Source organism: Streptomyces sp. NBC_01267 (assembly GCF_036241575.1).
GTDB lineage: Bacteria > Actinomycetota > Actinomycetes > Streptomycetales > Streptomycetaceae > Streptomyces.
This window is the reverse complement of the sequence record NZ_CP108455.1, coordinates 4,502,523-4,515,056: the sequence shown is the minus strand read 5'-3', so window position 1 is coordinate 4,515,056 and position 12,534 is coordinate 4,502,523. Positions and strand designations below refer to the sequence as shown.

Annotated in this window: 15 protein-coding genes; 8 read left to right on the top strand and 7 right to left on the bottom strand. The window is 69.6% G+C overall.

All coding sequences use genetic code 11. The features are described from left to right. Positions 1–5 precede the first annotated feature (5 nt). The 5 genes from OG709_RS20765 to hemL all read right to left on the bottom strand — a co-directional run bounded on the left by OG709_RS20765 (position 6) and on the right by hemL (position 4,890). Positions 6–779, bottom strand: coding sequence for a cytochrome c biogenesis CcdA family protein (locus tag OG709_RS20765; protein ID WP_374211221.1), 774 nt, complete (start codon positions 777–779; stop codon positions 6–8). 4 nt (positions 780–783) lie between these two features. Continuing rightward, positions 784–1,404, bottom strand: a complete 621-nt coding sequence (locus OG709_RS20760; protein WP_250298991.1) for a TlpA family protein disulfide reductase — start codon at positions 1,402–1,404, stop codon at positions 784–786. A 67-nt stretch (positions 1,405–1,471) separates the two neighbouring features. Then, positions 1,472–2,728: a hypothetical protein gene (locus OG709_RS20755; protein ID WP_250298989.1), complete on the bottom strand. Its 1,257-nt coding sequence runs from the start codon at positions 2,726–2,728 to the stop codon at positions 1,472–1,474. Between the two features lie 105 nt (positions 2,729–2,833). Further along, on the bottom strand, positions 2,834–3,571 hold the full coding sequence (locus OG709_RS20750) for a histidine phosphatase family protein (RefSeq protein ID WP_250298988.1): 738 nt from the start codon (positions 3,569–3,571) through the stop codon (positions 2,834–2,836). Next, complete coding sequence (hemL, locus tag OG709_RS20745; RefSeq protein WP_250298986.1) at positions 3,568–4,890, bottom strand: glutamate-1-semialdehyde 2,1-aminomutase; 1,323 nt, start codon at positions 4,888–4,890, stop codon at positions 3,568–3,570. The genes OG709_RS20750 and hemL overlap by 4 nt, the downstream gene beginning before the upstream one ends. Positions 4,891–5,006: 116 nt before the next feature. Here hemL and OG709_RS20740 point away from each other — a divergent pair, with 116 nt between their 5' ends. Next, positions 5,007–5,576, top strand: a complete 570-nt coding sequence (locus OG709_RS20740) for a hypothetical protein (RefSeq protein WP_250298985.1) — start codon at positions 5,007–5,009, stop codon at positions 5,574–5,576. Positions 5,577–5,838: 262 nt separating this feature from the next. Here the strand turns inward: OG709_RS20740 and OG709_RS20735 are convergent, their stop codons facing one another. Then, the gene (locus OG709_RS20735) at positions 5,839–6,096 is read right to left on the bottom strand and encodes a hypothetical protein (RefSeq protein WP_250298945.1); all 258 of its coding nucleotides are present in this window, start codon (positions 6,094–6,096) and stop codon (positions 5,839–5,841) included. A gap of 185 nt (positions 6,097–6,281) precedes the next feature. On the opposite strand from OG709_RS20735, the gene OG709_RS20730 reads away from it, so the two are divergent. The 5 genes from OG709_RS20730 (at position 6,282) to OG709_RS20705 (ending at position 9,466) form a co-directional block, all read left to right on the top strand. Next, entirely contained in the window at positions 6,282–7,022 is a 741-nt protein-coding gene (locus OG709_RS20730) for a metallophosphoesterase (RefSeq protein ID WP_329167371.1), read from the top strand. Between the two features lie 62 nt (positions 7,023–7,084). Then, positions 7,085–7,222, top strand: a complete 138-nt coding sequence (locus OG709_RS20725; protein WP_329167369.1) for a hypothetical protein — start codon at positions 7,085–7,087, stop codon at positions 7,220–7,222. Between the two features lie 115 nt (positions 7,223–7,337). Then, positions 7,338–8,084, top strand: coding sequence for a Mut7-C ubiquitin/RNAse domain-containing protein (locus OG709_RS20720; protein WP_250298942.1), 747 nt, complete (start codon positions 7,338–7,340; stop codon positions 8,082–8,084). A gap of 162 nt (positions 8,085–8,246) precedes the next feature. Then, a complete protein-coding gene (locus tag OG709_RS20710) occupies positions 8,247–8,582 on the top strand; it encodes a YnfA family protein (protein WP_250298941.1) in 336 nt (111 codons plus the stop codon). Between the two features lie 110 nt (positions 8,583–8,692). Then, a complete protein-coding gene (locus OG709_RS20705; RefSeq protein ID WP_250298939.1) occupies positions 8,693–9,466 on the top strand; it encodes an SDR family NAD(P)-dependent oxidoreductase in 774 nt (257 codons plus the stop codon). A gap of 40 nt (positions 9,467–9,506) precedes the next feature. Here OG709_RS20705 and OG709_RS20700 read toward each other — a convergent pair whose 3' ends face one another. Next, positions 9,507–10,700 carry an RtcB family protein gene (locus OG709_RS20700; protein WP_250298932.1) on the bottom strand — a complete coding sequence of 398 codons (1,194 nt, stop codon included), beginning with the start codon at positions 10,698–10,700 and terminating at the stop codon, positions 9,507–9,509. Between the two features lie 170 nt (positions 10,701–10,870). On the opposite strand from OG709_RS20700, the gene OG709_RS20695 reads away from it, so the two are divergent. Both OG709_RS20695 and OG709_RS20690 read left to right on the top strand, forming a co-directional pair. Next, positions 10,871–11,623: a DUF3558 domain-containing protein gene (locus OG709_RS20695; RefSeq protein WP_329167364.1), complete on the top strand. Its 753-nt coding sequence runs from the start codon at positions 10,871–10,873 to the stop codon at positions 11,621–11,623. 75 nt (positions 11,624–11,698) lie between these two features. Continuing rightward, on the top strand, positions 11,699–12,412 hold the full coding sequence (locus tag OG709_RS20690; RefSeq protein WP_250298928.1) for a DUF3558 domain-containing protein: 714 nt from the start codon (positions 11,699–11,701) through the stop codon (positions 12,410–12,412). The last annotated feature ends 122 nt before the right edge of the window (positions 12,413–12,534 follow it).

Sequence of the window (12,534 nt, the reverse complement as noted above, 5' to 3'; positions counted from 1 at the left end):
GGAACTCAGATCCCCACCGCGTAGCCGTTCGTCCAGACCTGCATCTCCTGGATGATGCGGTCCCAGGCGCCGGTGAGCAGCAGCAGCCCGGTCACGATCATCATGATCCCGCCGATGCGCATCACCCAGACGTAATGCTTCTTCACCCAGCCGAAGGCACCGAGGGCCTTACGGAAGGCCACTGCGGCGAGCACGAACGGCACGCCGAGACCGAGGCAGTACGCGACGGTCAGTATCGCCCCGCGCCCTGCGGTCGCCTGCTCGAAGGCGAGGCCCTGCACGGAGGCGAGGGTCGGCCCCAGGCACGGCGTCCAGCCGATACCGAAGAGCGCGCCCAGCAGCGGGGCACCGACCAGCCCGGTCACCGGCCGCTTGTGGAAGCGGAACTCACGCTGGGTGAACCAGGGCATCATGCCCATGAAGAAGATCCCGAGCAGGATCATCAGTCCGCCCAGGACCTTGCTGATGACGGCCTCGTGCTCCAGGAGCCGGTGCCCGAAGTACCCGAAGAGCGCGCCGCCGGAGACGAAGACGGCCGTGAAGCCGACGACGAACAGCGAGGCGCCCGCGGCCATCCGGCCGCGCCGGGCCTCTGCCAGATCCGTGCCGCTGACCCCGGTGACGTAACTGAGGTAGCCGGGGACCAGCGGCAGGACGCACGGCGAGAAGAACGAGACGAGCCCGGCGAGCACGGCGAGCGGCAGCGCAAGCAGCAACGCCCCGCTGACGATGGTCGGGTTCGGGGCGGTGCCGGCCGCCGCCGCGGCGAGAGCGATCACAGGATCACTTCTCCGCGATCAGCGGGTCGATCATCTTGCGCAGCATGTCCTCGTCGACCCCGCCCGACTTGCGCGCGGCGATCTTCCCCGCGCGGTCGACCACGATCGTGGAGGGAATGGACTGCGGATTGAGACTTCCTGCGGGAAAGCGGAGAAGAAGCTTGCCGGTCGGGTCGTAGAGGCTCGGATACGGAACGTCGAAATCCTTCTCGAACGCCTTCGCCGGACCGGTGGAGGGATCGCGGGTGTTGATCCCCACGAACTGGACGCCCTTGGCCTGGAGGTCCTTGGAGACCTTGGCCAGATGTACCGCCTCGGCACGACAGGGCGGGCACCAGGAGCCCCATACGTTCAGCACGAGGATCTTGCCGTGGTAGGCGCTCGACACATCGAGTGTCTTGCCTTCGACGGTTTTACCGGACAGTTCCGGGGCGGACTCGCGGCTGCTCTTCGACGCGGTGACGATCCCGCTGCTGCTGGTCACGTACCGGGAACCCTGCGAACTGCTCACCTTCGCCCCGGATCCGCACGCCGACAGGGCTAGCGCACCGACCACGACCGCTGCGCCCAACTGGGCGGCGCGGCGGACGGCGGTGGTACGGCGATGGGGGCGCGTAAGAGCCATGTGAAAAGTTTCGCATGGCCGATTCCCGGATCTTGGCCACCCCCCTCACTGCCCGGAAAGCCCGTTGTCAGGCAGTCTTAAAGAAACTGTTCCAGCCGCCGGTCGGGCGCTGTCCGACCTCCAGGGTGCGGAGCTTGTCGAGCACCTTCGGGTCCTGCACATCGAGCCAGTCGCAGAACTGCCGGAAGGAGACCAGCCGTACGTCCGGCCGGCCCGCGATCTTCTTCAGCGCTTCCTCGACGGCGTCCATATAGAGGCCGCCGTTCCACTCCTCGAAGTGATTGCCGATGTACATCGGCGCGCGGTTCGTCTCGTACGCCCGCTTGAACCCCGCGAGATACGAGGCAGCTGCCTGCTTGCGCCAGTACGGATACTGCGACGTCATGCCCTTTGTCGAATTCTTCGACTGGTTGGCCAGCATGTTGTAGTCCATCGAGAGCACCTCGAAGGTGTGCCCCGGGAACGGGATCTGCTGGAGCGGAAGGTCCCACAGTCCGCCGCGCTTGACCGGCCAGGTCTGCATACCGCCGGGCGAGCTGGCGTCGTAGCGCCAGCCGAGTTTCTTCGCCGTCGGGAGCAGATTGTCCTGGCCGAGCAGACAGGGAGTACGGCTGCCGACGAGTTCCTTGCGGTAATCGAAAGGCAGCGGGTCCTCGTCGTGCCAGCCGGTGTTCGTCCGCCATTCGGTGACGAAGGAAACGGCCTGGTCGATCTCGCTCTGCCACTGTTCCGGGGTCCAGTTGCCGACCGAACCCGAAGTGGTGCCACAGAAATGGCCGTTGAAGTGGGTCCCGATCTCATGGCCTTCGAGCCAGGCCTGCCGGGTGTACTTCATCGTCGCCTTGATGTGCTCGTCGGTGAGATATCCGATGGCGGAGGCACCGACGGGGTTGTTCGGCGGGTGGTAGAGGGACTTCTTCGACTCCGGCAGCAGATACAGGCCGGAGAGGAAGAACGTCATCCCCGCCTGGTGTTCTTTGGCGAGTTCCAGGAATCGGGGGAAAAGGCCGTTGCCGACCTCGCCCGCACCGTCCCAGGAGAAGACCACGAACTGCGGCGGGGTCTGACCGGGTTCCAGCGGGACGGGCTTGGCGGGCTGGTTCGGCTGAAGGCCGGTATCGGCCGTCGAGCCGTCGCCGATCAGCCGCTGTGGGGCCATTCGGGGGCTGGCCCCGGACCCGGTGCTGCCCTTCTCCTTACCACCGGGGCCGGTCCTGGCGGTCCCGCCGGACGAACCCGATCCTGAACTGCACCCCGCCAGTCCCGCTGCCGCCGCGGCCCCGGCCCCCAGTCCCAGCAGGCCCCTTCGGCTCATGTTGCGCATCGCGCCACCTATCCAATCCGTTGCCTTGCGGCCCATACAAGCGGGCAACGGGTTAGATGCCAGGACGAACACGGAGGTTCCCGCTAATACATATGTTTTTTCACTCTAAGCACCATATGCTTTTGCTTTTCCTTTGACGGGCTTTGCGCCCGACAGGAGGTGGGACGGCACCAGGTCCCTTGCCGGTTCCGTGTATCCGACAGAGATAATCCGGTCCCCCTGGTACGTGAACGTCGTCAGCGAGGCGAGCGTGCACTGCCGCTTGCGCGGGTCGTGCCAGAGCCGCCGCCGCTCCACGAAGCTCCGTACGGTCCAGATGGGCAGCTGGTGGCTGACACACACCGCCTCGTGGCCACGGGCCGCGTCGCGCGCGGCGTTCAGGGCGCCCATCATCCGTACGACCTGGTCGACGTACGGCTCGCCCCAGGAGGGACGGAACGGGTTGGTGAGGTGCTTCCAGTTGGCGGGCCTGCTCAGGGCGCCGTCACCGACGCCGAACGTCTTGCCCTCGAAGATGTTCGCTGCCTCGATGAGCCGCACATCGCTGGCCAGTTCCAGGCCGTGGGACTTGGCGACCGGGGTCGCGGTCTCCTGCGCGCGCTCCAGCGGGGACGCGACGACATGGGTGATGTCACGGCTCGCGAGGTGCTCGGCGACCCGGTCGGCCATCTGCCGGCCCAGCTCGGAGAGGTGGTAGCCGGGGCGGCGCCCGTAGAGCACGCCGTCCGGGTTGTGCACCTCGCCGTGGCGCATCAGATGGACCACGGTGATCTCGTCGCTCGTGTTGTTGACGCTCACGGCGTCACCGATGCCTCTGGGGCTGCTGGTACTGCTGTCACTCATGCGGACACCTCGGCGGCGGCTCGGGCGGCGGCGGGAAGTGCGGCGGCGATGCGCTCGACCGCCCGCTCGTCGTGCGTGGTCGAAACGAACCAGGACTCGAAGGCCGACGGCGGCAGATAGACGCCCTGCGCCAGCATCGAGTGGAAGAAGGGGGTGAAACGGAAAGCTTCCTGCGCCTTGGCGTCCTCGTAGTCACGGACGTCGCTGTCGCTGAAGAACACGGAGAACATGTTGCTCGCCGACTGGATCCGGTGCGCGACCCCCTCCTTGGTGAGGGCGGCGGAGACGAGGCCCTGGATCTCCCGGGAGACCGCGTCGACCTTCGCGTACGCGGCGTCGTCGAGCAGCCGCAGCTGCGCGAGCCCGGCGGCGGTCGCGACCGGGTTACCGGAGAGGGTGCCCGCCTGGTAGACGGGTCCGACGGGCGCCAGGTACGCCATGACGTCGGCGCGGCCACCGAACGCCGCGGCCGGGAAGCCGCCGCCCATGACCTTGCCGAAGGTCATCAGGTCGGGACGGACACCGTCGACGCCGTACCAGCCGGCCTTCGAGGTACGGAATCCGGTCATGACCTCGTCGGAGATGTACAGCGCGCCGTTGCCGGAGCAGAGCTCCTTGAGTCCGGCGTTGAAGCCCTCGACCGGCGGGACCACACCCATGTTCCCGGGCGAGGCCTCGGTGATGACGCAGGCGATCTCACCGGGGTGCGCGGCGAACGCCTGCCGCACCGCGTCCAGGTCGTTGTACGGCAGGACGATCGTGTCGCCGGTCTGCGCACCCGTCACGCCCGGCGTGTCCGGGAGCCCGAAGGTCGCGACACCGGACCCGGCCGCGGCCAGCAGCGCGTCCACGTGCCCGTGGTAGCAGCCGGCGAACTTCACCACCTTGGCGCGGCCGGTGAAACCGCGGGCGAGACGGATCGCCGACATGGTCGCCTCGGTGCCGGACGACACCAGACGCACCTGCTCGACCGGCTCGACCCGGGCGACGATCTCCTCGGCCAGCGCGACCTCGCCCTCACCCGGCGTACCGAAGGAGGTGCCACGCGCGACCGCCGCCTGCACGGCGGCGACGACCTCGGGGTGGGAGTGCCCGAGGATCATCGGGCCCCACGAACACACGAGGTCGACGTACTCGCGTCCGTCGGCGTCGGTCAGGTAGGGGCCCGTACCGGACACCATGAACCGGGGCGTACCGCCCACGGCACGGAAGGCGCGAACAGGCGAGTTCACCCCGCCGGGTGTCACATGGGACGCGCGGTCGAAGAGCGTCTGCGAAACTGGGGCTTCGTATTCGTACGGATAGCTCACACAAGCCATGGTGTCAGAGGCGCAGACAGTATTGCGGACAGGTGTTTCACAGCACATCCGTGGGGGAGGTCTCTGACACGATGATCGGGTTGCGCGGCGGGGGCTGCGAGTGGTCGGGTGGAGATATGCATCGCGGTGGCGGACTGGGCGAGGGGACCGACGACCTGGGTCCCGAGCCTGCCCGGAGGGGTAAGCACCGGCGAGAGGCAGAGGCGCGCGCACAGGCAGGAAGAACGGGTAGCAGAAGTGGTGGGCTTGTGGGGGTGACCTACAAGTACTTCGGCGCGCCCGACGGGGCCACGGCCGCCCGGGTGCCCGTCACCATGCGCCCGGAGGAGCTGGGCGGTGACGAGCTCGGCATGGGCGGCATGTTCACGAAGATAAAGCCGGAGACGATGGCCGCGATGGTCCTCACCGGCATCCAGGGCATACCGCTGGGCAAGGTGCCTCCGCTGGAACTGGTCGTGCTGCACCCCGACTACGCGGTGGTGAAGCTCCCGATGACGGTCGTGGACCCGCTGCGGGGGGTCGGCGAGGAATCGGTGGGCGCCGCCGCCTTCATCTGGTCGACGGTCCCGGACCGCGGCGGGCCGCGGGACGCGTACAACGCGTACCGACTGCTGCACGAATGGCAGGACTTCTCACACCGGCTGCACGACGCGGGGCACCAGGCGTACTGCCTGGTGTGGCCCTGAGCTCGGTGCGGGACCTGCCCTACCGGTAGCGGGCACGGCCGACCCCGGCGGCGACGGTCAGCGGCACCGTCAGCACTGCGGCGAGCAGGAAGAGCCCCCGGTACGCGGCGCACCGTCCAGCACGGTCCGATCAACGTCGTGCCGCTCGGTACGCGTCGGGCCGAGCCGTGCCGGAACGGGCTCGGGGCGGACCAGGTAGGTCCGCCCCGAGGCGTTCGTCGTGCGCGGCACGGAGGTCCGTGCGCGCTCTGCTGAGGGTGTGTCAGCCGAGGAGTTCGTTCCCGGCCTTCAGGGCGTCGCCCCCGGCCTGCACCGCTCCCTTCACGGCGTGCACCTTCTTGCCGACGTTGTCCCCGACGACGCCCTCGGCGACCGGCTTGGCCTGTTCGCCGATGGCTGCTGTGGTCTGCGCCGTACTGCTGAGCGTGCCGCCGAGGTCGGCGGCCTGAGCGGCGGGGGCGAAGGCCGCGAGCAGGGCGGATCCGGCGGCGGCAGTGGTGAGAATTCGACGTACGTTCATGGTCGGTGTAACGCACGGAAGCGCCCGAGGGCACGCACCCGTCGGCGGATCGCGCCCAAGTAGCCGCAGCCGCAGGAGCGGACGCCGAGGCCACTGCGCCCTTGCCCACCACTGCTGCTAATGGTTTTAATGACATCAACCGTTAGGGCCGTCGGGGCTCGGCGCACACCACGGAGGGGACCTCCATGCTTCTCGCCCAGATCAGCGATCTCCATCTCGACGGGACCGGCCCGACGGCGGAACGCTCGGCCAGGGTCGTGGAGTATCTGCGCTCCCTGACGACGCAGCCCGACGCCGTCCTGGTCACCGGCGACATCGCGGACCACGGAGCGCCCGACGAGTACGCCGAGGCCGCCGCGCTCCTCGCCACGCTCACTCCCCCGGTCTTCACCTGCCCGGGGAACCACGACGAGCGCACGGCCTACCGCAAGGTGCTGCTGGGCGAGGAGGACGCGCCCGGAGCCGTCAACCGCCTGCACCACGCGGCCGGTTACGCCTTCCTGATGCTCGACTCGACGATTCCCGGCGAGGACGCGGGCCTGCTCGACGACGAGACCCTCGACTGGCTGACCCGTACGCTCGACGGGCTCGGTGGCACCCCGGCCGTACCGGTCCTCCATCACCCGCCCACCCCGCTCCACCACCCGTACATCGACACGATCCGGCTGCGGAACGCCGGGCGGCTGGCCGACGTGCTGGCGGGGCGCAGCAACATCCCGGCCGTCCTGACCGGGCACGCCCACACCCCGGCGGCGACGGCGTTCGCGGGCCGCCCGCTGCTCGTCGCGCCCGGCGTGACATCGACGCTCCGACTGCCCTGGGAGAAGGGCGAGACCCTGACCAGTCGTACGCCACCGCCCGGGGTCGCCTTCCATGTGCTGGACGAGGACGGCGGGATCACCACGCACTTCCGCGCCGTGGCCTGACGGACCCCGCGCCCGCGCCCGCGGACAGCCCGATCGCCGAGCCCCGGCTGCGCGGCGAATCAGTGAGCGCGTACCTGCCCGCCCCGGTCGACCGCACCGTCGAGGAGCTGACCGGCCACCCGGCACGCACCTTCGCCGCCTGGGCGACGGAGAACGCGGCGGCCGTCCCCGGTACGGCGGACCGGCCGGGCGCCGCCTGACATGCCGGGCGGCACACCCGACCTGCCGGGGGCGCCCGACCCACCGGGCGGCGCGTCGCCTGGCTCACTGCGGAAATCCCTGGCCCGGCCACCGTCCCGGTGACATCCTGACGGCGTGAACGGACCCGAGATCCACCTCGAATTCGCCCCGGAACTGCACCTCTTCGTCCCGTCGGAGCGACGCCAGGGGCGGACCGCCGTGATCACCGACGGCAAGTCGACGCTCGGGCACGTCGTCGAGTCGATGGGCGTCCCGCTCACCGAGGCGGGCCGCCTGGCCGTGGACGGCCGGACCGTACCGGTCTCACACATCCCGCGCGCGGGCGAGACCGTCGAGGTGTACGCGGTGGAGCGCCCCCAGCAGGTGCCCGGCGCCCCGCTCCGCTTCCTGCTGGATGTCCATCTCGGCACCCTGGCAAGGCGGTTGCGGCTGCTCGGGGTGGACACGGAGTACTTCAGCGAGGACATCGGCGACCCGGCGCTCGCCACCTGTTCGGCACGGCACCAGCGCGTCCTGCTGTCGCGGGACCGGGGGCTGCTGCGCCGCCGGGAGCTGTGGGCCGGGGCGTACGTCTACAGCGACCAGCCCGACGAACAGCTCCGTGACGTGCTCGGCAGGTTCGCCCCCGTACTCGCGCCGTGGACCCGCTGCAGCGCGTGCAACGGAGACCTCGTACCGGCCACGAAGGAGAGCGTGCGCGGCCGTATCGAAGGCGGTACGGAGCGCTCGCACGACGTCTTCGCGCAGTGCACGGCGTGCGAGCGGGTGTACTGGCGGGGCGCGCACCACCACCGGCTGGAGACGATCGTGGCGGAGGCGCTGCGCGACTTCAGTCCGGTTCCCCACTCCGCAGACGGCTGATCTGCGCGGCGCCCAGCTCCACCGTCCGCCGCATGTGTGCGGTCAGCAGGGCGATGTCCCGGTCGACGAGCCGGGTCGCGGACCCCGTGGTGAGCCCGGTCAGCTCGGCGATCCGTCCGGTGGGCCACGTCCCGCGCAGCCGTCCGTGTCACGCTGTCGCCCATGCTGATCGCCCGCTCCGCCGCCCTCTTCGTCCTCGCCGCGCTCTTCGAGATCGGCGGCGCCTGGCTCGTCTGGCAGGGCGTACGGGAGCACCGGGGCTGGATCTGGATCGGCGGCGGCATCATCGCGCTCGGCATCTACGGCTTCGTCGCGACGCTCCAGCCCGACGGCGAGTTCGGCCGGGTCCTCGCCGCCTACGGAGGGGTCTTCGTGGCCGGTTCCATCGTCTGGGGCGTGGTCGCCGACGGCTACCGCCCCGACCGCTGGGACATCACGGGCGCACTGATCTGCCTGGCCGGGATGGCCGTGATCGTGTACGGACCGCGCGGGCGCTGATCCCGCCCCGGACGGCCCGCGCGTGCCGCATATCCTGACCCCGGAGATCCCGAAGCCCCGAAGCCCCGAAGTCCGATGTGAGCCGACCGCACGCCCGAGGAGCACCCGCCATGACCGCCGCGCCCGCAGCCACCAACCGCATCGCCGTCGTCACCGGAGCGAGCAGCGGCATCGGTGCCGCCACCGCACGGCACCTGGCAGCCGCCGGATACCGGGTCGTGCTCACCGCGCGCCGCAAGGACCGCATCGAAGCGCTGGCGGCCGAGATCAACGCCGCGGGGCACCAGGCCACCGCGTACCCCCTGGACGTCACGGACCGCCCGGCCGTCGAGGCCTTCGCCACCGCGTTCCCCACGATCGGCGTCCTGGTGAACAACGCCGGCGGCGCGCTCGGAGCCGACCCGGTCGCCACCGGTGACCCCGCGGACTGGCGTCAGATGTACGAGACGAACGTCATCGGCACCCTCAATCTCACCCAGACGCTGCTCCCCGCCCTGGTCGCGAGCGGGGACGGCACCGTGGTCGTCGTCTCCTCCACCGCGGGCCACGGGGCCTACGAGGGCGGCGCGGGCTACGTGGCCGCGAAGAACGGCGCCCGCGTCCTCGCCGAGACCCTCCGGCTGGAGATCGTCGGGCAGCCGGTACGGGTGATCGAGATCGCCCCCGGGATGGTCAGGACCGAGGAGTTCGCCACGACCCGCTTCGGCGGCGACAAGGAGAAGGCCGCCAAGGTCTACGCGGGCGTGGCCGAGCCGCTGACCGCCGACGACGTGGCGGAGTCCATCACCTGGACCGTCACCCGCCCGAGCCATGTCAACATCGACCTCCTGGTGGTCCGCCCCCGCGCCCAGGCCTCCAACACCAAGGTCCACCGGGAGCTGTGACCCGGTCCGGGCGCACCCCGGGCCGACGGCCGCGGCGCCGTCAGCCCTTCACGCACACCACCTGCTTGATCCTGGCCACGACCTCGACCAGGTCCCGCTGCTGCTCCATGACCTGCTCGATCGGCTTGTACGCCGCCGGGATCTCGTCCAGCACGCCGGAGTCCTTGCGGCACTCCACGCCCCGGGTCTGGTCCGCCAGGTCCTGCGTGGTGAAGCGGCGCTTGGCGGCGCCCCGGCTCATCCGCCGACCGGCGCCGTGCGAAGCGGAGTTGAACGCCTTCGCGTTGCCCAGGCCCTTCACGATGTACGAACTGGTGCCCATCGAGCCGGGGATGATCCCGTACTCACCGGAGCCCGCCCGGATCGCGCCCTTGCGGGTGACGAGCAGGTCCGCCCCCTCGTACCGCTCCTCCGCCACGTAGTTGTGGTGGCAGCTGATCTCCTGGTCGAAGGTGACCCGGGCCTTCTTGAACTCCTTGCGGATCACGTCCTTGAGGAGCCCCATCATGATGGCGCGGTTGTACTTGGCGTACTCCTGGGCCCAGTACAGGTCGTTCCGGTAGTCGGCCATCTGCGGGGTGTCCGAGACGAAGACCGCCAGGTCCCGGTCGACCAGGCCCTGGTTGTGCGGCAGTTTCTGGGCGATCCCGATGTGGTGCTCGGCCAGTTCCTTGCCGATGTTCCGGGACCCGGAGTGCAGCATCAGCCACACGGCACCGTCGTCGTCCAGGCAGACCTCGATCATGTGGTTGCCGGAACCGAGCGACCCCATCTGCTTCGTGGCCCTGCCCTGACGGAACTTGACCGCCTCCGCCACCCCGTCGAACCGCGCCCAGAAGTCGTCCCAGCCCGCTGTCGGGAACCCGTGCATCCGGCCGGGGTCCACCGGGTCGTCGTGCATCCCGCGGCCCACCGGAATCGCCTGCTCGATCTTGGTGCGCAGCCGCGACAGATCCCCCGGGAGGTCGTTCGCCGTCAGTGAGGTCTTCACCGCCGACATCCCGCAGCCGATGTCCACCCCGACCGCGGCCGGGCAGACCGCCCCCTGCATCGCGATCACCGAGCCGACCGTCGCGCCCTTGCCGTAGTGCACGTCCGGCATCACGGCGAGGCCCTTGATCCAGGGCAGTGTGGCGACGTTCCGCAACTGCTGCAGCGCGCCCTCCTCGACCGAGGCCGGGTCGGCCCACATCCGGATGGGAACCTTCGCACCAGGAATCTCTACGTACGACATAACTCCTCTTTCCCCCGAAAATGCAGAAATCTCTGCAAGTGAAAAAACCGCACCAAGGTCCGCGAAAGCGACAGCGGACCGGCATGTACACCAGTGCGTGCGATAGACATTGTGTCCGGCCACCGCCATCGGGCGGTATCCGTTTTCCGTTCCGAAGGGAGCCTCGGACAGTGCAGCGAAGGGCTTACGTACCCGGCTTGGTGCTGCTCGCAGCGCTGGTCACGGGCTGCACGAGTGGTTCCGGGGCCGACGGCTCCACCGCCGACTCGAAGCCCGGCGAGACCATTCCCGCCGCAGCCCCCGGCAAGTACCTCACCCTGCGTGAGCCGTGCCGGACGGCCGACCAGGGCGTGCTGAAGACCATGTTCCCGGAGATCGCCGATCTGCCGAAAGAACAGCAGGAGAAGGCGTACGCCGGCACACCGGAACCCACCTTCGACACCGACCGGCGCGTCGGCTGCCGTTGGAAGGGCGACTCGCCCACCGAGGCGCACCGGCTGCGGATCTCGATGGAACGCGTCGTCAGCTACGACACAGCGGTCAGCGACGACGACCGCGCCAAGGCACTGTTCGAGCAGCGGCAGACCGCCGCGTCGGTCTCCGTACAGGCCACGCCCAACTCGACGCCCCCGGACGGCGCGCAGGGCGGCGACGGCGACGGCGACGGCGGTACCCCCGCGGACCTCCGGCCCAGGACGCTCGACGGGCTCGGCAGCGCCGCCTTCCTCGACGACATCCCGGCCAAGCCGGACGCGGGCACCCCGCAGCACACCGTCCGGGTCGTCTTCCGCGCGTCGAACGTCCTCGTCACCGTCGAGTACAGCGAAACGCCCACCGACCGGGCCGCGCTCCCCGACATCCAGGGCCTCCAGGAGATGACCCGGTCCATGGCCCACAAACTCGCCGAGCAGATCAGCGAATAGTCCGCCGTCCGGTGGCCCCCGCGTACCGTGGCGCCCCGGACCGTACGACCCGTACGACACATGAGCGAAGGAACCATGCACCGATCAGCCACGCGACTCACCCGCCTTCTCGCCTGTGCAGCCGTCCCGGTGATGCTCGTCGTCGCCGGCTGCTCCTCGGACTCCGGTTCCGGCAGCAAGAAGAGCTCCAGCTCCACTTCTCCCTCGCCCAGCGCCCCGGCCTCCCCGACCGTCGCGAAGGCGGCGTACGCGAAGCTCCCGGACGCCTGCAAGTCGCTCTCGTCGAAGACCGTCTCCGACCTGGTGCCCAAGGCGAAGGACAAGGCCGGCACCGAGGTGAAGTCCAGCGACCTGGCCGCCCGCGCCGGCTGTTCCTGGAACGGCCTGGAGAGCAAGGGCACGAAGGGCTCGCAGTACCGCTGGCTCTCCGTCTCGTATCTGCGGTACGACTCCGACACCGTCCTCGGCAGCGGCGCCGACCGCGCCGGGGAGCAGTACACCAAGGCGGTCGCCGACGCCAAGGCGACGGACGGCGCGAAGAACGTCAAGACCGTGACCACCTCCGGCATCGGCCAGGAGGCCACCACGGTCACCTACGGCCAGCGCAAGACGGACGCGGACTTCGTGTACGCCGTCGTCATCACCCGTTCGGAGAACGTCGTCACCACCGTGAACCACAACGGCGCCGGTTTCGAGGGCGCCAAGTCCCCGTCCGCCGACGACATGACGAAGGGCGCGCAGACCGCGGCCAAGGAGGCCGTGGCGTCGGTCGCCACCGCCAACAAGTAGCGCGCAGCGGCAGCGAACAGCGGTCACGGACAACGGCGGATCAGCAGTCACCACACTGCGAACAGCCCGTCACACGGAGCCCGGTCCTCCCTCGGAGGCCGGGCTCCGGGCGTACCCACGCA

Bases quoted from the DNA above. Each gene is read 5' to 3' on its own strand.
- OG709_RS20730 (WP_329167371.1), top strand. From the start codon at position 6,282: ATGCTTCTCGCCCAGATCAGCGATCTCCATCTCGACGGGACCGGCCCG.
- OG709_RS20750 (WP_250298988.1), bottom strand. From the start codon at position 3,571: ATGAGTGACAGCAGTACCAGCAGCCCCAGAGGCATCGGTGACGCCGTG.
- OG709_RS20690 (WP_250298928.1), top strand. From the start codon at position 11,699: ATGCACCGATCAGCCACGCGACTCACCCGCCTTCTCGCCTGTGCAGCC.
- OG709_RS20760 (WP_250298991.1), bottom strand. From the start codon at position 1,404: ATGGCTCTTACGCGCCCCCATCGCCGTACCACCGCCGTCCGCCGCGCC.
- OG709_RS20755 (WP_250298989.1), bottom strand. From the start codon at position 2,728: ATGCGCAACATGAGCCGAAGGGGCCTGCTGGGACTGGGGGCCGGGGCC.
- OG709_RS20705 (WP_250298939.1), top strand. From the start codon at position 8,693: ATGACCGCCGCGCCCGCAGCCACCAACCGCATCGCCGTCGTCACCGGA.
- OG709_RS20735 (WP_250298945.1), bottom strand. From the start codon at position 6,096: ATGAACGTACGTCGAATTCTCACCACTGCCGCCGCCGGATCCGCCCTG.
- OG709_RS20700 (WP_250298932.1), bottom strand. From the start codon at position 10,700: ATGTCGTACGTAGAGATTCCTGGTGCGAAGGTTCCCATCCGGATGTGG.
- OG709_RS20740 (WP_250298985.1), top strand. From the start codon at position 5,007: ATGCATCGCGGTGGCGGACTGGGCGAGGGGACCGACGACCTGGGTCCC.
- hemL (WP_250298986.1), bottom strand. From the start codon at position 4,890: ATGGCTTGTGTGAGCTATCCGTACGAATACGAAGCCCCAGTTTCGCAG.
- OG709_RS20710 (WP_250298941.1), top strand. From the start codon at position 8,247: ATGCTGATCGCCCGCTCCGCCGCCCTCTTCGTCCTCGCCGCGCTCTTC.